The sequence below is a fragment of the Nocardioides furvisabuli genome, assembly GCF_021083185.1.
Classification (GTDB): Bacteria; Actinomycetota; Actinomycetes; order Propionibacteriales; family Nocardioidaceae; genus Nocardioides; species Nocardioides furvisabuli.
On the sequence record NZ_JAIGQB010000004.1, the window covers coordinates 187,860 to 206,644 of the forward strand.

Consider the following 18,785-nt stretch of genomic DNA (forward strand, 5'->3'; position numbering starts at 1 on the left):
CGGGGATCCCTCAGAGGAGGTCAGCCGGCCGGCGTCAGCACCAACCGGTCCTCGGCCGACGCATCGACGGCCTCACGGCTGTAGGCCCAGGGCAGGGTCTCACCGTCGACGTAGCGCTCGGTCTGGTCGGAGTAGTGCGACGACGCCGGGTGGCCGGAGACGCCGGTGAGGTTGATCCAGCGCGAGTCGTCGAAGTCGGCGAGCGAGACGACCATGCGCATCGACGGCGCGGCGGTCACCTCGTAGCCCTCGGCGGCGTTCCACGACGTGGCGTCGACGATCGACGAGCCGCCGCCGACCTGCCAGCCGTCGCGGTTGAAGAGCCGCTCGACCGGCGCGATGCCGGACTCGCCGAGTGTCGCGTGGCGCAGGTTCATCCGGTGGAGGCGACCCCACGACCACAGGCGCGGGTCGCGCGCCTGGCGTCGCGTCAGCTCGTCACGCGCGGCGATCATCGCGGCCCGCAGGACGTCGTCGCGCGTCTCCACCTCGTCGTCGGTGCCGGCGTCGTCCCACCACGGCCCGGCGGGTTCGGTCAGCATCTCGCCGACCACCGTGAACCAGCGGTCGCCGCCGTCGGGCCAGGTCCGCACGCGCAGCTCGTCGTGGAAGGTGAGCTCGAGCAGGTTGGCCCACACGACGTTGAAGTACGCCGCCGCCGCGCTGTCGGCCGGCGACGAGCCGTCCCAGCCGCGCAGCAGCCGCTGGGCGTTGCGGTAGTAGGGGTTGGGCAGGTTCTCGATGTCGAGCAGGTAGGGCACCAGGGTCTCGGCCATCGGGTTGGTCGAGTCGAGCTGGAGGTCCACCATCTCCTCCACCGAGAGCTCGCCCTCGTCCTCGAGCACCTCGCGGATCCGCGTCGAGCGGTAGCCGTGGTCCCAGTCGCGCGTCAGCAGGTAGGGGTAGCCCTCGTCGACGACCGCCTGGTTGGCGGCCACGATGAAGCCCTCCTCGGGGTCCAGCACGCTCGGCAGCCCGTCGAAGGGGATGTAGTCACCGGTCCAGTCGTTGGCGCTGACCCACCCCTCGACCGGCATGGTGCCGTCGTTGCCCCCGCGACGGATCGGGACCCGGCCCGGCGCCTGGTAGCCGATGTGGCCCTCGCGGTCCGCGTACACCAGGTTCTGCGCGGGCACCGCGAAGTCGGCCGCGGCCGCGCGGAACTCGTCCCAGTCCGACGCGCGGTTGAGCGCGAGGATGGCGTCGGCGGTGGGCGCGGGGTCGAGGGCGGTCCACGCCAGCGCGACGGCGTACCCGCTGCCGCGCTCGCCGGGCTCGTCGGTCGGCGCGTTGGCGCCGACGGTGGCGAACTCCGTGGACACGTCGCTGATGAGCGGGCCGTGGACGGTCTCGCGCACCCGCAGCTCGACGTCGTCGGCGCCTCGGACCTCGATGGTCTCGGTGCGCACCCGCAGCGGCTCGGTGGCGCCGTCGCGGACGTAGAGGTCGTCGCCCTCGGTCTGCTCGAGGAAGAGGTCGGTGACGTCGGGCCCGAGGTTGGTGAAGCCCCACGCGATGTCGGCGTTGTGGCCGATGATCACGCCGGGCACGCCGGAGAAGGTGAAGCCCGAGGTGTCGAGGGTGCAGTCGGGCGAGGCCTCGCGGCAGTGCAGGCCCATCTGCATCCAGATGCCGGGCTGGCTGATGCCCAGGTGCGGGTCGTTGGCCAGCAGTGGCTGGCCGGTGGCGCTGTGCTCGCCGTCGACGACCCACGAGTTGCTGCCGATGCCGCGCCCCCTGCCCACCAGCTCGGGCATCGCCGCGACCCGGTCCTGGACGCGCTCGAGCGCCTCGACCACGCCGCGGGGGTACGCCGGACGGCGCGGGTTGCGGGTCGCGTTGGCGGTGGCGTTCTGCTCGAAGACGCCGTCGACGACACCGCCGCCGGAGACGATGGGCGGGTGCGCCTCGGCGTCGTAGGCGGGCCACAGGTCGGCGACCTCGGCCTCGGTGTGGTCGAGGGAGAGGAGCACCCGGTCGACCTCGGCCTCCATGTTGCCGCGCAGGTCCCACGCCATCGCCTTGAGCCAGGCCAGCGAGTCGACCGGCTGCCACTGCTCGGGTGTGTAGTCGAGGCCGGTCAGGCCCAGGATGCTGTACTCCGCCGCCAGCTCGGAGGGCGAGCGGTCCTCGAGGTAGGCGTTCACCCCTTCGGCGTACGCCGTCAGCGCGGCGCGCGTCGCCGGCTCCAGCAGCGGCCACTCCTGCTCGGCGACCCGGCGCCAGCCCATGGTGCGGATGAAGCGGTCGGTCTCGAGGGTGTCCTCGCCGAAGATCTCCGAGAGCCGGCCGGCCGTGACGTGGCGGCGGAAGTCCATCTCGAAGAAGCGCTCCTGCGCGTGGACGAACCCCTGCGCGCGCATGAGGTCGTCGTCGGTGTCGGCGTAGACCTGGGCGATCCCGTGCGCGTCGCGCACCACCTCGACCGACGCCGACAGCCCGGGGACCTCGAGCTCGCCCTCGGTCTGCGGCAGCGGACGGCGTACGACGCCGACGACCGCCGCGGCCAGCACGAGCAGCACCAGGACCAGGCCGACCGCGGTCCAGGCCGTCCAGCGCACCGCCCGCGGCGCGCGCCGGAACGCCTGCCACCAGTGGGACCGGGGCCGGTCGGCGGACTGGTCGGCGGACGGGGGCGCAGGGGTGGGTGACGGGTCGCTCATCGCGCTGCCCATTGTGCCGTACCATTGGCAGTCGAAGAGCCAGAGTGCCAGCGCGTCGCGCGGCCCCGGCCGATCGCCGTTCCAGCTCCACGAGGCCAGATTCCCTAGAGGATTGCCACATGCCCACCTATCAGTACGCCTGCACCGAGTGCGCGCACTCCTTCGAGCAGTTCCAGAGCTTCAGCGAGGACGCGCTGACCGTCTGCCCCGAGTGCGACGGCAAGCTGCGCAAGCTCTTCAACGCCGTCGGCGTGGTCTTCAAGGGCTCGGGGTTCTACCGCACCGACAGCCGCAGCACCGCCTCGTCCTCGACGCCGGCGTCGACGACCTCCTCGCCCTCCGGCGCCGACTCCTCGGGCACCTCGTCGTCGACCGCGTCAGCGTCGTCGTCCTCCTCCTCGTCCTCGGCCTCCACGGACTGACCCCTGTGGAGAGGCCCAGCGGGCACCGCCCGCTCCGGCCTAGCGTCGGGGGATGCTCCCGGGACTCCCGCCGACCAGGCGTCGACTGCGCGCCGTACGCCACCAGCTGAGGCGTCGCCGCCGACTCCTCGCCGCCGCACTGACCGCCGTCGCGGTCCTCGGCGTGCTGCGTGCGCTCGCACCGCCCGAGCCCGACACCGTCGAGGTGCTGGTGGCTGCGCGCGACCTGACCTCGGGCACCCTGCTGGACCACGGCGACCTGGTCGCGCACGACTACCCGCAGGACCTCGCTCCGCCCGACGCTGCGACGACGGCACTGGGCCGCGTGCTGGCGGCTCCGGTCGGCCGGGGCGAGGTGCTCACCGACGCCCGTGTGGTCGGGCCGGGCCTGGCGCTGGCCGAGCCGGGTCGGACGATCCTGCCGGTGCGGCTGCCCGACGCCCAGATGGCGGCGCTGCTGCAACCGGGTGACGAGGTCGACCTGGTGGCCACCGACCCCGGGACCGGCCAGGCGTCCCTGGTCGCCGACCGGGTCACCGTGCTCGCGACGCCCACCCGCGCCACCGGAGATCCCGTGGGTGACGGCATCGACGGAGCGCTGGTCGTGGTGGCGACCACGCCTGAGGAGTCCGTGCAGATCACGTCCGCAGCACTTGCGCAGTACCTCACGGTCAGCTGGAGCCGCTAGCGTTCGCTCATCTGATCCGGTCCTCTCGGGGACCCACGCACAGGGAGACTCAATCGTGAGTGGTTTCAAGAACTTCATCCTCCGCGGCAACCTCGTCGAGCTCGCCGTGGCCGTCATCATGGGAACGGCGTTCGCCGCCGTGGTCACCGCCTTCACCGGCATGCTGCTCTCGGCGATCAGCAAAGCGACGGGCGGCAAGGAGCCCAACTTCGACACCTTCGCCCCCGGCGACGTGCTCGTCGGCCCGTTCCTGACCGCGCTCATCGCCTTCCTGATCCTCGCGGCGGTCGTCTACTTCTTCGTGGTCGTGCCCTACACCAGGGCCAAGGACCGCTACTTCCCCGCCGAGGCCACCGGCACGCCCGCCGACGTGGCGGTGCTGGAGGAGATCCGCGACCTGCTCAAGGCCCGCGGCGGCAACGTCTGACCCGCACCACAGCACACGACCGGACGGCCCGTCCCCACTGGGGGCGGGCCGTTCGTCGCGCTCGGGGGTCAGCCGTGGTGCGGCGGCACCTGGCTGCGGTACCAGTCGTCACCCTTGCCGGCGGTGTCCTCGCGGGCGTCGCGGTCGTCGCTGGTCTGTTCGGGTACGCCGTCGCCGAAGACCGCGGCCAGGCGGCGGCGGCGCTGCCAGTCCGGCTCCCGCTCCGGGGCGTGGCGGTCGGTCTCATCGGACTCGCTCACGCGCAGACTCCCGGGACGGGCTCCGGCTCCGTGGTCGCCGGGGCGGAGGGGGTCGCGGTCTCGCTGGGCGAAGCCGTCTCCGTCGGGGTGGCCGTCTCGGTCGGGGTCCCGGTCGGGGTCTGCGACGGCGAAGGCGTCTCGGTGGCGGCGGAGGACGTCTTGGGCGGCTCGGCGGAGACGGCGTTCCCGGACAGCAGGCGCGCCGGGATCTCCTTGTCCTCGTTGATGAGCTCCCAGATCTCGGTGGCCTGCTCGGTCCAGAAGACCCGCCCGCTGAACTCCGAGTCCGTGGGGTAGTACTCCGTCGGCAGCGTCACGAACTGCACCTTGTCGAGGCCGATGCTCTGCAGCTGCATGGCGATCTTGCCGATCCGGGTCACCGAGTCGAGCTCGGTGTCGGTCGTCAGGGACTTCGTGGCTGCGTCGAGGAAGCTGACCACCTTGTCGAGGCGCGTCAGGGTGCCGGCCGACTTCACCTCGCGCACGAGGGCGGCGATGAAGGTCTGCTGGCGACGGATGCGGGAGATGTCGTTGCGCTGGGCCAGCTCTCCGACCGAGCGGGCCCGGACGTAGTCGAGCGCCTCGTCACCCGTGAGCACCGAGGGGTCGCCCGCCGGGACGAAGATCCCGTGCTCGCGGTCGACCAGGTCCTCGGGCACGCAGACCGGCACGCCGCCGACGGCGTCGACCATCTCGCCGAAGCCGTTGAAGTCCACGACCACGAAGTGGTCGACGAAGATGTCGGTCTCCGTCTCGAGCTGGTCGACGGTGCACACCGGGCCGCCGACGGTGTAGGCGGCGTTCCACATCACCTCGGTCGCGGCAGCGGACTCGCCGTCGTTGCACTCGGGTCGGTCGACGATGGAGTCACGTGGGATGGAGACGGCGTACGCCCGCTCGCGGTCGGCGGAGAGGTGCACGAGGATGGTGGTGTCGGAACCGCCGCCACCGCCCTCACCGTCGATCGCGTTGCCCTCGCCCTCGCGGGTGTCCGACCCCATCACGAGGATGTTGAGCGGCTCGCCGTTGCCCTTGTAGACCTTCTCGGGGCGATCGCCACCGAGCGCGTCCAGCGAGACGGCCTCGATGTTGCCGTTGAGGTGGCGCACGAAGTAGATCGTGCCGAGACCGGTGATGAGCGCCAGGACCAGGGCGCTGACGAGGACGACGCGTCCGACGGTGTGCTTGCGAGCCACCTCGGCCCTGCGCTTGGGCGCGCCGACAGGAGCCTCCGGACGTGACTCATCCGACACGGGGCTCCCCTTGTGGTTCGAGAAGATGGACTGACCGGGTCTGAACCTACTTCACCCCGGCAAGATTTCCCGCTCCCGCGAGCGAGCCGCGTCAGCCGTGACGCGCGCCGAGGAGGCCGATGAACTCGTCGGCCATCTCGAGCTGGCGGACCAGGCGCGCGCGACGCTCGGTGGCGTCCGTACGCACGTCGGCGATCCGCTGCTGCGCCGCGGCTCGGTCGCCCTCGTCGGCCTCCGGGTCCCCGAGGACCTCCAGGTCGGACATCACGGCCTTCATCTCGTCGAGGCTGAAACCGAGCGGCTTCATGCGCCGGATGACCAGGACCTTGTCGACGTCGGACTCGGTGTAGAGGCGGAACCCGCCGTCGGTGCGGCCCGACGGCTGGAGCAGGCCGACCTCCTCCCAGTGGCGCAGGCTGCGCAGCGACAGCTCGGTGCGGGCCGCGACCTCGCCGATGTGCATGACGACGTCGGTCGTCTCGCCTGCCCCCTGGGCCATCCCGGTCTCCTGTCGCTCGAGGATTCGAACCCTACCCTCACGTAAGGGTAGGTTTTCCCCTCGTGTCTGCTGCCACCGAGCCTATGGCCCCTCCTGCCACCGTCGAACCCAGCGTGCGCGCCGCCCTGCGCTCGCCGAAGATGCTGCGCACCGAGGTGCTCGCCGGCCTCGTCGTCGCACTCGCACTGATCCCCGAGGCGATCTCGTTCTCGATCATCGCCGGCGTCGACCCCCGCATCGGCCTGTTCGCCTCCTTCACGATGGCCGTCTCCATCGCCTTCCTCGGCGGCCGCCCCGCGATGATCTCGGCCGCGACGGGCGCGATCGCGCTGGTCATCGCGCCGGTGATGCGGGACTACGGCTACGACTACCTCGTCGCCACCGTGCTGCTCGGCGGCCTGATCCAGATCGCCCTCGGCCTCGGCGGCTTCGGCAAGCTGATGCGCTTCATCCCCCGCTCGGTGATGGTCGGCTTCGTCAACGCCCTGGCCATCTTGATCTTCATGGCCCAGATCCCCTACATGGTCGACGTGCCGTGGCTGGTCTACCCGATGATCGCGGTGGGCCTGGCGATCATGGTCGCGCTGCCGCGCGTCACCACCGTCGTGCCCGCGCCGCTCGTCGCGATCCTCGCGCTCACCGGCTTCACCGTGCTGGCCTCGCTCTCGGTGCCCGACGTCGGCGACGAGGGCGAGCTGCCCGACAGCCTTCCCGAGCTGTTCTTCCCCGACGTCCCGTGGACCGTCGAGACGCTGCAGATCATCGGGCCGTTCGCACTGGCGATGGCGCTCGTCGGTCTGCTCGAGTCGCTGCTGACGGCCAAGCTGGTGGACGACATCACCGACACCCACTCGAACAAGACCCGCGAGTCCTGGGGCCAGGGGGCCGCCAACGTCATCACCGGCTTCTTCGGCGGCATGGGCGGCTGCGCGATGATCGGCCAGACCCTCATCAACGTGAACGTCTCGCGCGCCCGCACCCGGATCTCGACGTTCCTGGCCGGCGTCTTCCTGCTGATCCTCGTCGTCGGCCTCGGCGACGTCGTGGCCATCATCCCGATGGCTGCCCTGGTGGCCGTGATGATCTTGGTGTCGGTCGGCACGTTCGACTGGCACTCCATCCAGCCGTCCACGCTGCGCCGGATGCCGAAGTCGGAGACCACCGTGATGGTCGCGACCGTCGCGGTCACCGTCGCCACGCACAACCTCGCGATCGGCGTCGTGGTCGGCGTCCTCGTCGCGATGACGCTCTTCGCCCGCCGCGTCGCCCACCTCACCGAGGTCCAGCGCGAGGTCGTCGAGGACCGCCAGGGGGTCCCGACGGCGGTCTACCGCGTGACCGGTCAGCTGTTCTTCGCCTCCAGCAACGACCTCTACACCCAGTTCGACTACGCCGAGGACCCCGCCGCCGTCGTCATCGACCTCACCGACTCCCACGTCTGGGACGCCTCGACCGTCGCGTCGCTCGACGCCATCACCACCAAGTACGCCCGCAAGGGCAAGACCGTGGAGATCGTCGGGCTCAACGCCTCGAGCGCGGAGCGCCACGAGCGGCTCAGCGGGTCGCTGCCGTCCCACTGACGCGCCCTCGGGTGGGCGACGTCGTACGCCGTCGTGGCAGGATGCTGCCCGCCGCGGAACCTCCGGGAGCCGCGGCAACGCCCCAGTAGCTCAGTGGATAGAGCAGCCGCCTCCTAAGCGAAAGGTCGCAAGTTCGACTCTTGCCTGGGGCACCACACCAGAATGTATCGCTGGACCGAGGTCGGCGGCCGGCGCTGACCGCCGAGGTCCGCGTGGCGGCGCCCCTGGACGAGCAGGATTCCCGGAGGGCCTTGCGATCGGCCCGCGGGCGCTATGGTTGCCGCGTGCTGCGCCGGCTGGGGACCTGGTTGCAGCGCCGACGGATGGTGGTGCTGTCCCTGTGGGGCCTGCTCACAGTGGTGGGTGCAGTGCTCGGCGGGTCGGTCTTCGATCAGGCCCAGGACGTCGGCCTGCGTGCCGATGCGGAGTCCACCCAGGTCGCGCTGCGGCTCGAGTCGCTGGACTCGGAGGGCGAGCAGGTGGTGGCGGTGCTGTCCGGCATCGATCCCGTCACCGCGGAGACGACGGAGGCGATGAGTGCCGTGCTGTTCGAGGTGCGCGAGCACCCTCAGATCGTCGACCTGCGCGACCCGTGGACCACGAGCGCGTACGAGCTCGTGGCCGAGGACCGCAGCAGCGCAGTCGTAGAGATCGAGCTCGACCCTGCCTTGCGCGACGACGAGGCTCTCGCCGTCGCCGACGAGATCATCGAGCTGCTGCGTGGCACGCCCTTCCCGGATGTGTACGTCGGCGGCGACCTCCTGGCCGAGCGGACCTTCACCGACCAGGCTGTCCAGGACGCCGCACGCGGCGAGGGCGTGGCCCTGGTGGTCCTCGTGCTGCTGCTCGCCGCTGCGCTCGGAAGTGCCGCAACAGGCGCCCTTCCGGTGGTCACGGCCCTGGCGGCAGTCGCTGTGTCGCTGCTCGTCCTGACCGGCATGGCCTCCATGGCGTCCGTCAGCGACTTCGCGGTCAACGTGGTCACGGTGCTCTGCCTTGGCCTGTGCGTGGACTACTGCCTCCTCGTGCTCTTCCGCTTCCGCGAGGAACTTGCCGCCGCCGGGCCTGGGGCCGATCCGGGCGACGTGCTGGGACGGACCCTCGCCAGCGCCGGCCGCACGGTGCTCGTGTCCGGACTCACCGTCGGGTCCGCGCTGGCTGCGCTGGTGCTGCTGGGCGACCCGCTACTCACCGGCATGGCCGTGGGTGGTGTGGTGGCTGTGACCGTCGTGACCGCCGCGGCGCTGACCCTGGCGCCAGCGCTCCTGGCTGTCGGCGGTCGCTGGGTCCCGCACGTCGACCGCGGGGCCTTCGGGCGAGCGGCCCGGCACCCTGGTCGCTCACTCCTGGCCCGCCTGGCCCGCTTCGCCCAAGCGCGACCGTGGCCGGTGCTCCTCGTGTCCGCCGGCCTGCTCGTCATCCTCGCCCTACCTCTGGCCGGGCTACGGCTCGGCGCTTCCGACGCTCGGTCGCTGCCACCCGGCAGCGAGGCGAGAGACGTGGTCGAGGTCATCGAGCGCGACTACCCCGACATCGCGACGGCGCCGGTCGAGGTCGTTGTCGACGCCGCCTTCGGCGATCCGCGCCTGACCTCGTTCGCCGAGGAGATGACAGCACTCCGCGACGTGGAGCGTGTCGCGGTGCGCGATGGATTGCCCGACGGGTGGAGTCGTTTCACCCTGGTGCCCGAGGGCAGCACCAATGGTCCTGCCGCGCAGCGGGTCGTCGATGACGTCCGCAGGCTCGGCGCCGACCTGGACGTGCAGGTCGGCGGTCCTGCAGCAGAACTGGTCGACGCTCGCGCGGCGCTGGGCGAGCGTCTGCCGGTGGCCATCGGCGCGGTGGTCCTGGTGTCCGGACTCCTGCTCCTCCGACTCACTGGTTCGCCGGTCGTCGCGATCAAGACGCTGATCCTCAACCTGCTCTCGCTGGCCGCGACGCTCGGTGTGGTCACGCTGGTCTTCCAGCACGGGTGGGGCGGCCCCCTGCTCGGCGGGACCGCGACTGGGTCCCTCGACCTCAGCACGCCGCTGCTGATCTTCATGTTCGCCTTCGGGCTATCCATGGACTACCACGTCTTCCTCGTCGCGCGCATCCAGGAGGAGTGGGCAGCCATGGAGACGGCGAGGCGAGGGAGCTCGGCATCCGCACTGAGCACGCGTGCGGCGAACGATCGAGCCGTGCTGGAGGGGATCACCAGCTCGGGCCCGGTCGTCACGTTGGCTGCGGTCGCCATCGCGGTGGTGTTCATCGGCTTCGCGGCGGGCGAGCTCGTGGCGGTCAAGGAGGTCGGCGTCGGGATGACCGTGGCCATCCTGCTCGACGTGACTGTCGTACGGGGTTCGCTCCTCCCTGCCGCGATGACCCTGCTCGGCGAGAGGAACTGGTGGCGCCCGAGCTGGATGCCTCGTTGATCCCGACTGGTCCGGGACGCCTCTGCTCCGGCGTTCCCGGGACGTCTCACCCGGGTTCAGCACGCTCCCGCCGTCGGTGCAACAGCGCCAGCGCCGTCATGGCTGCGAGCATGACCACTCCCCCGGGCAACGCTACGTCGCGTCCCCTCTGCCGCCAGTCGGTCCCCGTGCCCGCTGCGGCCGATGCCCCGCTCTCACCCGCGGTGACGTCGGACTCCGACGCTGATGCACCCAGCCCCACCTCGAAGCGGATCTGCCCGCGCACGTCGTGGCCGTCCGCGGAGACCACGAAGTACTCCATCGTGTAGGTCCCGGCAGGACCTGCCCAGAGGGTCTGCTGCACCTCGGCCCCTGCGACGGTCGGCTCACCGTTGGTGACGCTCCCGTCCGGGCCGGACACCGCGATCTCGCGGACCTCGGTGATCGAGTCGGAGAAGGTCAGGAAGGCGCGCGAGGGCAGCGCCGTCAGCACACCGTCCGCCGGGGGGTCGGACGAGACCAGGTCACCGTGGGCCGCGGCTGGCGATGCAGGGAGCCACGCGAGGAACGCCGTGAACAGCCCGAGCGCGAACACCCCGGCGAGGTGACGTGCCGCCGTGCGGGCGACGGTCAGGCGGAAGGGGTCGTGCGCCATGGCTGCAGCTCCTGTGGTCGAGGTTCGGAGACAGGCTCGAGCCGGCTGAACGCGGCCGTCAGTCGATGGGCCAGACGCCGGTCGCCGACGTCGACGGCCGCGAGCGCGGCGCGGCACAGCGCACTCGTCGCCCACGCACCCAGCAGGGTCGAGGCAGGTCCGGGCGGCAGGGCTGCTCGGGCCTTGCCGAGCTCGACCACGACGAGACCGACCACGTCCTCGAGCCAGTCGTGGTCCGACCGCAGCGACACCGCTGTCGGGATGCCGTTGCTGGCATCGGCCCCCACTGGCTTTCCCATGCGCCGCGGGTCACCGACGACGTCGAGCAGGTCGTCGAGGTGCTGGTAGGCCCGCCCGACGTGGAGGCCGAAGGCGCCGTGCGCCTCGACGACGTCGCTCACGGAGCCGGCGGCGAGGGCGCCGATCTCCGCGCTCGCTCGGAACAGCTCGGCGGTCTTGAGCGACGCGTACTCGGCGTGACCCTCGAGCGAGGGTGAGGCGACCAGGCCCGCCTCGCGCAGCTGTCCGGACGCCATGCACCCGAGCGTGCGGGCCCAGGCCGCCGAGGCGGCCGTCGAGGACCGAGCCGCGGCTGCGGCGCCCCGCGCGAGCAGCAGGTCGCCGACGACGATGGCGGTGGCGGGGCCTGCCGCCGCGACCACCGACGGGCGCCCGCGGCGCAGGTCGGCGGCATCGATGATGTCGTCGTGCACGAGCGTGGCGACATGCAGGAGCTCCACCGCCAGGGCACCCTCGACCGCGCGGTGTGCGACCGAGCGATCCGGGTCGAGGTCGCCGCGCGTCGCCTCCGCGCTGCGCAGGACCAGCTCCGGTCGGAGCAGCTTGCCGGGCCGCAGCGCGTCGGCGACCAGCCGGTCGACCGCGTCGACGCCGCACGACGCCGGCGTCCGCAGTCGCTCGCGCACCTGCTCGAGCAGGCTGTCGACGTCGGTCACGGCACCGGGGCGCCGGCCGGGGACTCCGTCGTGGCTCCCGCCAGCGCGAGCAGGTGGTCGCGTACGTCGGTCGCGTGCAGCCGGGCGGGAAGGACGCCCGGGCGGTTGCAGAGCACCACCGGCGCGTCCTCGTCACGGGCCGGGAGGCGACCGTGCGTGCCGCGGACCGGCGCGGGGTCGAGCGGCACCACCTTCATCGCGTAGCGCAGACCGGCTGCCTTGCGGGCCAAGGTCAGCGCGGCCTTCGCTTTGACAAGCCGGTCCTCAGGGTCGAAGAACAGCTCCGCCGGGTCGTAGCCGGGCTTGCGGTGGATCTCCACGCCGCGTGCGAAGTCGGGCGCGCGCTGGTCGTCGTCCCAGTAGTAGTAGGTGAACCAGGCGGTGGTCTCCGCCACCAGGACCAGCTCGCCCGAGCGCTCGTGGTCCAGCCCCGCGACCGCCTTGCCGTCGGTGTCGAGCACCTCGGCCACACCGGGCAGCCCGGCGCAGAGGTCCCGCACCCGTTCGAGGTCGGCCGGGTCGGCGACGTAGACATGGGCGACCTGGTGGTCGGCGACGGCGAAGGCCCGCGACGTCCACGGGTCGAGGTACTCCATCCCGTCCTGGGTGTAGACCTCGAGGAGGCCGGCCGAGCGCAACGCGCGGTTGACGTCGACCGGCGTGTCGGCAGCGGTGATGCCGTACTCGGACAGGACGACGACCCTGGCCCCGCACCGCTCCGCGTCGTCGAGCAGCGGGGCCAGTGCGGCGTCGACGTCGCGGGCGGCCTGACGCGCCTGGGGCGCATCGGGACCGAAGCGCTGGAGGTCGTAGTCGAGGTGCGGCAGGTAGGCCAGGGTCAGGTCCGCCCGCGGCATCAGCAGGCGGGCCGCTGCGACGATCCACTCCGACGAGCGGATCGACGCCGTCGGCCCCCAGTACTGGAACAGCGGGAACTCTCCGAGCTCGGCGACCAGCTCGTCGTGGAGCTCGGGCGGGCGGGTGTAGCAGTCGGGAGCCTTCTTCCCGTCGGCGTAGTAGATGGGGCGGGGCGTGACCGTCCAGTCGGTCGAGGCGCCCATGGCGTACCACCAGCACACGTTGGCGACCGTGTAGCCGGGGTGCTCGCGCCGGATCGTCTCCCAGACCTTCTCGCCCTGCACGAGCGCGTTGTGCTGGCGCCACAGGTGGATCTCGCCGAGGTCGCGGAAGTACCAGCCGTTGCCGACGATGCCGTGATCGGTCGGGCTCAGCCCGGTGAGGAAGGTCGACTGCACGCTGCAGGTCACGGCCGGCAGGACGGGCTCGAGGACCGCCGACGACCCACCGGCAGCGAGTTGCCGCAGGCGGGGCATGTGCTGGAGCAGGTCGGGGGTCAGGCCGACGACGTCGACCACGAGCAGCTTGTCCATCAGGTCCTCCGGAGGGGGTGGGGGTCAGAGCGGGGTGAGGCCGAGCGCGACCAGCTCGGCGTGCACCCAGGCGAGCTCGGAGGCGAGACCGGCCGCGAGGGCGTCGTCGTCGGTCGGTGCGCCACCCGGCAGCACGGACCAGGTGTAGGTCTCGACCTCGAGGTGGTGGACCCGCGCGACCGGCCCGCCCAGCAGCGCGGCGAGCGAGTCGTGCAGCTCGGCGCGGGCGTTGCGCAGCGGGGGCTCGGGGTCGGCGTGCACGGGCACGTGGAAGTGGACACGCCAGGGCGTGTCGGTGGCCAGGGGGTCCGGGCCGTCGAGCGCCTGGGCGAGGTCGTCGTGCCCCGCGACCTCGCCGGCGTCCTCATGGCGCACCTGGTGGAGGAACCGGTCCTCCGCGTAGGACGCGAGCGCGCGTCGCGTCGCCGCGTCCGCGGGGTCGTCGACGACCAGCGCCGACGCCGGCTGGGCCTTGACCACGCGCAGCCCTGCCTCGTCGAGCAGGCGCAGCGCGTGGCCGGCGTCTTCGAAGCCGACAGCGAGGTGGCAGAGGTCGAGGCAGACGCCGATCCGGTCACGGTCGACCGCCCCGAGCCGGTCCACGGCCTCCTCCACCGTCTCGATGACGCAACCCGGCTCGGGCTCGATGCCCACCACGACGCGACGGCCGGTCTCGGCCTCGACGTCGGCCAGACCGCTCGACAGCTCGGAGAGCAGAGCCTCCGCCAGCCGCTGGTCGTCACGGCTCCACGGGCTGCGCCAGGCGAGTGGGAGCGAGGAGATCGACCCGTGGTCGGCATCGGGGGGCAGGAGCCCGGCGAGCACGCGGGCGGCGGCGAGGGTGTAGTCGAGACGCTCGCGCGTGGTCCAGGTCGGGAGGTAGACCGAGTGCTTGACGGTCGGTCCCTGGAAGGCGGCGTAGGGGAAGGCGTTGACGGTCACCACCTCGACGCCGTGGTCGGCCAGCTGCCCTCGCACGAGGCGTACGCCCTCGGGGTCCGCGGCAAGGCGGTGGGCGGCGGCCGCCGGGAGCCAGAGCCCGAGACCGACGAGGTCTCCCCCCGCGGCAGCGCCGGGGAGGGCGTCCAGCGCGCGGCGGATGCGGACGCCCATCGACGTCGCCTGGGCGACCAGGCCGTCGACGTCCTCGGAGGGAAGCACGTTGGTGCCGTAGGCCAGGTGGACGACGCTGCCGTCACGGTGGCGCAGGCGCACTCACCTCACCTGCTGACCGCGCAGGACCGAGTTGCCCTCGAAGAGCGACGAGGCGTCCGGGGTGGCAGCGCCGGCGTCGTCCTGCCCGGGCAGCATGAGCCGACCGCTCTGGGCGAAGAACTCCACGGGGTTGCGCCACAGGACGCGGTCCACGTCGTCGTCGCTGAAGCCGGCGGCCAGCATCGCCTCGCCGGTGGCATGCGTCAGGAGGGGGTCGCTGCGGCCCCAGTCCGCAGCCGAGTTGACCAGCACCCGCTCCGGGCCGCGCTCCTGCAGGATCCGCACCATCCGGTGCGGGTCCATCTTGGTGTCGGGATAGATGGAGAAGCCCATCCAGCATCCGCGCTCGTCGACGGGGGCGACGGTCAGCTCGTTGAGGTGGTCGACCACGACCATCGCCGGGTCGATGCCCGACTCCTCCACCAGCTCCAGGGTGCGGCGGGTGCCGCCCTCCTTGTCGCGGTGGGGCGTGTGCACCATGGCGGGCAGCTCGAACTCGACCGCGAGGTCCAGCTGCCGGCGGAAGGCCCGCTCCTCCGCGGGGCCCATCGAGTCGAAGCCGATCTCGCCGACCGCGACCACCCCGTCCTTCGCGAGGTAGCGCGGCAGGACGTCGAGGACCTCGACGCAGCGCGGGTCGTTGGCCTCCTTGGGGTTGAGCGCGATCGTGCAGTGGTGGGTGATGCCGAACTGGGCCGCGCGGAACCGCTCCCAGCCCACGAGGGCGTCGAAGTAGTCGATGAAGGACCCGACGCTGGTCCGCGGCTGCCCCAGCCAGAAGGCGGGCTCGACCACGGCACGGACGCCGGCGGCGTACATCCGCTCGTAGTCGTCGGTGGTGCGTGACGTCATGTGGATGTGCGGGTCGAAGATGCGCATGTCAGCCCTCCGGGCGGGTGGTCGGGGTGGTCAGGTCGCGCACCAGGAACGCGTCGGGCGGCACCTCGCGGCCGGCAGCCTCGCGCTCGTCGGTGTAGCGCCGCACCATGGCCGCGAGCTCGTCGTCGGCCCGCGCGGCGAGGTCCGCGACACCCGCCACGGGAACACCGACGAAGAGGCACTTGAGCACGCCGTGGCGCCAGTCGTGCGCGGACAGCCGCCGGGCATGCGGGCCCATGGCGGCCGCGACCAGTCGTACGTCGTTGGTCCGCAGCGCGTCCAGCAGGAGGGCCGATCCGTCGACGAGGGGATCGTCGATGCCTCCGAGCGCCAGCAGCACCGCCCGCTTCTCGTCGGCGTCGCCGTGGCGGTAGAGGTCCTCGAGCTCGGCGAGCAGTGTCCCGGGGTCGAGCCGGGCGGCCGCTGTCGCGACCAGCTCCACCCGGACGGCGTCCTCGAGGCGGGGTCCGTCGACGAAGAGGTCACCTCGGCCCGTGCGACGCGCAGCCGCGGGGAAGACGCGGGCGAGCGTGGTGGCCCCGGCCGCGAGCACCGCGACCATGTCGTCGAGGGCGCGCCTGCGCTCGTCGCCCAGCGCCCTCCTGAGCTGCTCGACGGGTGCGAGGAGATGGACGGTCGTCATCGAACACCTCCAGAGGCGTTGACGGGGTGGCCGATCCGGTCCAGCGAGGCCTGCAGCGCGGTGATGGTGGACGCAGCGACGGCCGGTGCGGCGTGGGAGTGCCGCGGCAGCTCCACGCAGGCCAGGCCGGCATACCCCGTGTCGACGAGGGCGCCGAGGGCGCGGTCGAGGTCGAGGTCGCCGGTGCCCAGCTCGAGGTGCTCGTGGACGTCGCGGACCATGTCGTCGACCTGGACGTTGGCGAGCAGCGGGCCAGCGTGACGCACCGTCTCGGCGGGCGTGCGCGGCTCGTTGCAGACCAGGTGGCCCAGGTCGAGGGTCACCCGCAGGTGCTCGGGTCGGCCGAGGCGTTCCCGGAACGCCAGCACGTCGTCGAGGGTGGCGAGGAACATCCCGGGCTCGGGCTCGACGCAGACGGTCACCCCGAGGTCCGCGGCGTCGTCGAGGACGGGCCCCAACCCGTCGACCACCCGGCGCCACAGGCGCTCGTCGGACACCCCGGCGGGCGCGGTGCCGGACCAGCAGGACATGGCCTCCGAGCCGAGCTCGTGGGCGATGCGGACCGCACGGCACAGCAGGTCGACGCGACGCTCGCGGCCCTCGTCGCTGACCAGGGTCGGCTCGTGCTTGCGCCACGGGTCGAGGACGTAGCGCGAGCCCGTCTCGACGACCGAGGCGAGGTCATGGGCCTCGAGGCAACGGCGCGCGTGCGCGACCTGGCCGGGCAGGTCGCCGAACGGGTCGAGGTGGGGCTGGTCGAGGGTGAGCCCGACTCCCTCGTAGCCGAGGGAGGCGATGACGCTGCAGGCGTCGCTGAGACGGTGTCCGGCGAAGCCGTTGAGCCCGTAGCCGAGTCGCACGCTCACGTCGGGCTCACCTTCCGTGCAGCACGCCGCAGCAGAGGCGCGGCCGTGGCGACGAGGAACGCCGGCAGGAGCCGACCCCCGGCCGCGAGCCAGCCCGCCTGGAGGAGGGTCAGGCCGCCGATGCCGGCACCCGTCGCAGCGCGCACGCGGGCGGCGTCCGGGACGGCCAGCGCCCTTGACTGGGGCACGCCCACCGCGACGCCGTAGAGGACCGCGAACCCGATGGCGACCCGGCGGTGGTCGGAGCGTACGTCGTCGCCGACGGCGGTCGCGACCAGCAGTCCGAGCGCGGTGCCGGTGGCGACGAGCGCCCCGATCGCGGTGGCCGGAGCTGCGCCGTGCACCTCGCCCCGGCTCAGGGCGGTCACCCCGACCGTGTGGACGGCCACCGACGCGGCCGGTCCGGCTGCCGCGGCGGGAGACCCCGCCGCTCCGAGCAGGACGTCGAGTCCCCGGGTGGCCGCCATGACAAGGGGGCCGGCGGCCGAGTCCTTGGCGAGTACGTCATAGGTGGCGATGAGCGCGGCGAGCGGCACGCTGGTCCGCAGCGCCCGCCGACCACCGACCAGTGCGGTTGCGGCGAGCCCGGCGGCCCCCAGGGTGGCCGCGACACCAAGTGCTGCGCCTGCACTCACGCGGCCCGTCGGGATGACCCGCTCGGGTCGCTCCAGGGCGTCGACCTCGCGGTCGGACCAGTCGTTGAGGGCCATGCCGGACCAGTAGAGGAGCACCGACCCGAGGGGCATGAAGGCACCTCCGCCGCCCGTGCCCGACCACACCGCGCCCGACCAGGCGTCGCCCGGGACCGTCAGCGCTGCGGGGAGCCGGACGAGCTCGGCCAGGTCACCGGCAGCAGGCAGGGTCATCATCCGGCCAGCCCGGCGCGCCACGCGACGAGGTCGCGCCACTGCTCGGAGAGCCGGTGCTCGGTGGCGCCCACGGGGTCCTTGAAGAAGAAGGCGAGCTCCGGCAGCGGACCCGAGAGGCCTGCTGCGTGCGCGGCGGACACGAGGCGCACCAGGTCGAGGACGAGCGGCGCAGCCAGGGCCGAGTCACAGCCCTCCCACGTGAACTGCAGCGTCATCCGGGTGCCGAGGAACCCGTCGAACCGCACGTGGTCCCAGGCCGTCTTCCACTCCCCCAGGTCCTCGACGTGGTCGATGTGCATGGGGCCCGGCACCGACCGTCCCACCATGGCGTCGAGTCCGCTGCGCTTGGCGACGGTCTTGCTGCGTGCCGCCGCGGGGTCGGACAGGGTCTCGCCGTCGCCTCCACCGAGGAGGTTCACCGAGGTCCAGGAGCGGAGCTCGAGCGCCCTCATCACGAACATGGGGGCGAGCACCGACTTGAGCAGCGTCTCCCCCGTCTTGCCGTCGCACCCGGCGTAGGGAAGCCCGGCACGGGCCGCCGCCTCGATGACGACGGGCAGGCGCAGACAGGGGCTGGGGGTGAACGAGACGAACGGCGCGCCGGCCCGGAAGGCGGCCAAGGCGTAGACCGCCCCGACCGGTAGGTCGTCGTCGAGGCAGGTCAGCTGCTCCGGGTCGTCGACGGGCGGCTGGGTGCTGGCGACGTCGACGACCACGACCCGGACCAGGTCGTAGCGGCGTCGGAAGTCGGCGATGTCGCCGGCAAGCCGCTCCACTGCCTCCTCGGTGGTCTCCTCCCCCGCCGCGTGCCCGAGGCACACATCGGCGTCCACGGCCTCCAGGTCGGCGGCCACGGCAATGAGGATCTCCGCCGGGACCACCCCGCCCGCAACCAGCGACTCGGCCTTCTTCGTCAGGGTGGTCGAGCTGATGTCGTGGCCGCCGAAGACCAGGTTCCCGAGGGGCGTGAGCCCGTCCGGGTCGAGCTCGGCGAGCTCGCTCACCAGACCGGTCGACGGGGCGAGGCCGTGGGACACCCCGAGGGCACCGACGACCGCGGTGGTCGCGACCGAGCCGCGGGCGCCCACGAACCACACCCCGGTCCTGGCTTCGCTGCGCATGACGG

The 18,785-nt window shown here is 72.3% G+C and carries 18 protein-coding genes and 1 tRNA gene; 6 read left to right on the top strand and 13 right to left on the bottom strand.

What is annotated here, in order from left to right; genetic code table 11:
- Positions 1–20 precede the first annotated feature (20 nt).
- Positions 21–2,663, bottom strand: a complete 2,643-nt coding sequence (locus K4G59_RS10090; RefSeq protein ID WP_231250839.1) for a penicillin acylase family protein — start codon at positions 2,661–2,663, stop codon at positions 21–23.
- 119 nt (positions 2,664–2,782) lie between these two features.
- Between K4G59_RS10090 and K4G59_RS10095 the strand changes: the two genes are divergently transcribed.
- The 3 genes from K4G59_RS10095 to K4G59_RS10105 are packed head-to-tail and all read left to right on the top strand — an operon-like array spanning position 2,783 to position 4,200.
- Positions 2,783–3,085, top strand: coding sequence for an FmdB family zinc ribbon protein (locus tag K4G59_RS10095; RefSeq protein WP_231250840.1), 303 nt, complete (start codon positions 2,783–2,785; stop codon positions 3,083–3,085).
- 52 nt (positions 3,086–3,137) lie between these two features.
- Positions 3,138–3,773: an SAF domain-containing protein gene (locus tag K4G59_RS10100; RefSeq protein WP_231250841.1), complete on the top strand. Its 636-nt coding sequence runs from the start codon at positions 3,138–3,140 to the stop codon at positions 3,771–3,773.
- 55 nt (positions 3,774–3,828) lie between these two features.
- Positions 3,829–4,200 (top strand): large conductance mechanosensitive channel protein MscL, encoded by a 372-nt coding sequence (locus K4G59_RS10105; protein ID WP_231250842.1) that lies wholly within the window; start codon positions 3,829–3,831, stop codon positions 4,198–4,200.
- Positions 4,201–4,268: 68 nt separating this feature from the next.
- On the opposite strand, the gene K4G59_RS10110 is transcribed toward K4G59_RS10105, so the two are convergent.
- The 3 genes from K4G59_RS10110 to K4G59_RS10120 all read right to left on the bottom strand — a co-directional run bounded on the left by K4G59_RS10110 (position 4,269) and on the right by K4G59_RS10120 (position 6,212).
- Complete coding sequence (locus K4G59_RS10110) at positions 4,269–4,460, bottom strand: hypothetical protein (protein ID WP_231250843.1); 192 nt, start codon at positions 4,458–4,460, stop codon at positions 4,269–4,271.
- Positions 4,457–5,713 (bottom strand): LCP family protein, encoded by a 1,257-nt coding sequence (locus K4G59_RS20085; protein WP_308189387.1) that lies wholly within the window; start codon positions 5,711–5,713, stop codon positions 4,457–4,459. Before K4G59_RS20085 ends, K4G59_RS10110 begins: the two co-directional genes overlap by 4 nt.
- A 91-nt stretch (positions 5,714–5,804) precedes the next feature.
- Entirely contained in the window at positions 5,805–6,212 is a 408-nt protein-coding gene (locus K4G59_RS10120) for a MerR family transcriptional regulator (protein ID WP_231250844.1), read from the bottom strand.
- Positions 6,213–6,274: 62 nt separating this feature from the next.
- Here K4G59_RS10120 and K4G59_RS10125 point away from each other — a divergent pair, with 62 nt between their 5' ends.
- The 3 genes from K4G59_RS10125 (at position 6,275) to K4G59_RS10135 (ending at position 10,206) form a co-directional block, all read left to right on the top strand.
- Positions 6,275–7,792, top strand: a complete 1,518-nt coding sequence (locus tag K4G59_RS10125; RefSeq protein ID WP_231250845.1) for a SulP family inorganic anion transporter — start codon at positions 6,275–6,277, stop codon at positions 7,790–7,792.
- Between the two features lie 79 nt (positions 7,793–7,871).
- Positions 7,872–7,947 (top strand) — tRNA-Arg (locus tag K4G59_RS10130).
- Between the two features lie 129 nt (positions 7,948–8,076).
- Positions 8,077–10,206, top strand: coding sequence for an MMPL family transporter (locus K4G59_RS10135; protein WP_231250846.1), 2,130 nt, complete (start codon positions 8,077–8,079; stop codon positions 10,204–10,206).
- A gap of 46 nt (positions 10,207–10,252) precedes the next feature.
- On the opposite strand, the gene K4G59_RS10140 is transcribed toward K4G59_RS10135, so the two are convergent.
- Genes K4G59_RS10140 through K4G59_RS10180 form a run of 9 tightly spaced genes read right to left on the bottom strand, consistent with a single transcriptional unit; the run spans position 10,253 to position 18,780 of the window.
- On the bottom strand, positions 10,253–10,840 hold the full coding sequence (locus tag K4G59_RS10140; RefSeq protein WP_231250847.1) for a copper resistance CopC family protein: 588 nt from the start codon (positions 10,838–10,840) through the stop codon (positions 10,253–10,255).
- Positions 10,816–11,796 carry a polyprenyl synthetase family protein gene (locus tag K4G59_RS10145; RefSeq protein WP_231250848.1) on the bottom strand — a complete coding sequence of 327 codons (981 nt, stop codon included), beginning with the start codon at positions 11,794–11,796 and terminating at the stop codon, positions 10,816–10,818. The genes K4G59_RS10140 and K4G59_RS10145 overlap by 25 nt, the downstream gene beginning before the upstream one ends.
- Complete coding sequence (locus K4G59_RS10150) at positions 11,793–13,187, bottom strand: alkaline phosphatase family protein (protein ID WP_231250849.1); 1,395 nt, start codon at positions 13,185–13,187, stop codon at positions 11,793–11,795. Before K4G59_RS10150 ends, K4G59_RS10145 begins: the two co-directional genes overlap by 4 nt.
- 24 nt (positions 13,188–13,211) lie before the next feature.
- The gene (eboE, locus tag K4G59_RS10155) at positions 13,212–14,402 is read right to left on the bottom strand and encodes a metabolite traffic protein EboE (RefSeq protein WP_231250850.1); all 1,191 of its coding nucleotides are present in this window, start codon (positions 14,400–14,402) and stop codon (positions 13,212–13,214) included.
- Positions 14,403–15,281 carry a TatD family hydrolase gene (locus K4G59_RS10160; protein ID WP_231250851.1) on the bottom strand — a complete coding sequence of 293 codons (879 nt, stop codon included), beginning with the start codon at positions 15,279–15,281 and terminating at the stop codon, positions 14,403–14,405.
- Between the two features lies 1 nt (position 15,282).
- Positions 15,283–15,924 (bottom strand): EboA domain-containing protein, encoded by a 642-nt coding sequence (locus K4G59_RS10165; protein WP_231250852.1) that lies wholly within the window; start codon positions 15,922–15,924, stop codon positions 15,283–15,285.
- Positions 15,921–16,790, bottom strand: coding sequence for a sugar phosphate isomerase/epimerase family protein (locus K4G59_RS10170; protein WP_231250853.1), 870 nt, complete (start codon positions 16,788–16,790; stop codon positions 15,921–15,923). The genes K4G59_RS10165 and K4G59_RS10170 overlap by 4 nt, the downstream gene beginning before the upstream one ends.
- Positions 16,787–17,659, bottom strand: coding sequence for an SCO3242 family prenyltransferase (locus K4G59_RS10175; protein WP_231250854.1), 873 nt, complete (start codon positions 17,657–17,659; stop codon positions 16,787–16,789). Before K4G59_RS10175 ends, K4G59_RS10170 begins: the two co-directional genes overlap by 4 nt.
- Entirely contained in the window at positions 17,656–18,780 is a 1,125-nt protein-coding gene (locus tag K4G59_RS10180) for an inositol-3-phosphate synthase (protein WP_231250855.1), read from the bottom strand. The genes K4G59_RS10175 and K4G59_RS10180 overlap by 4 nt, the downstream gene beginning before the upstream one ends.
- Positions 18,781–18,785: the final 5 nt, after the last annotated feature.

Coding starts and splice junctions, on each gene's coding strand:
- K4G59_RS10090 (WP_231250839.1), bottom strand. CDS start 2,663: ATGAGCGACCCGTCACCCACCCCTGCGCCCCCGTCCGCCGACCAGTCC.
- K4G59_RS10095 (WP_231250840.1), top strand. CDS start 2,783: ATGCCCACCTATCAGTACGCCTGCACCGAGTGCGCGCACTCCTTCGAG.
- K4G59_RS10100 (WP_231250841.1), top strand. CDS start 3,138: ATGCTCCCGGGACTCCCGCCGACCAGGCGTCGACTGCGCGCCGTACGC.
- K4G59_RS10120 (WP_231250844.1), bottom strand. CDS start 6,212: ATGGCCCAGGGGGCAGGCGAGACGACCGACGTCGTCATGCACATCGGC.
- K4G59_RS10140 (WP_231250847.1), bottom strand. CDS start 10,840: ATGGCGCACGACCCCTTCCGCCTGACCGTCGCCCGCACGGCGGCACGT.
- K4G59_RS10150 (WP_231250849.1), bottom strand. CDS start 13,187: ATGGACAAGCTGCTCGTGGTCGACGTCGTCGGCCTGACCCCCGACCTG.
- K4G59_RS10160 (WP_231250851.1), bottom strand. CDS start 15,281: ATGCGCATCTTCGACCCGCACATCCACATGACGTCACGCACCACCGAC.
- K4G59_RS10165 (WP_231250852.1), bottom strand. CDS start 15,924: ATGACGACCGTCCATCTCCTCGCACCCGTCGAGCAGCTCAGGAGGGCG.
- K4G59_RS10175 (WP_231250854.1), bottom strand. CDS start 17,659: ATGATGACCCTGCCTGCTGCCGGTGACCTGGCCGAGCTCGTCCGGCTC.
- K4G59_RS10180 (WP_231250855.1), bottom strand. CDS start 18,780: ATGCGCAGCGAAGCCAGGACCGGGGTGTGGTTCGTGGGCGCCCGCGGC.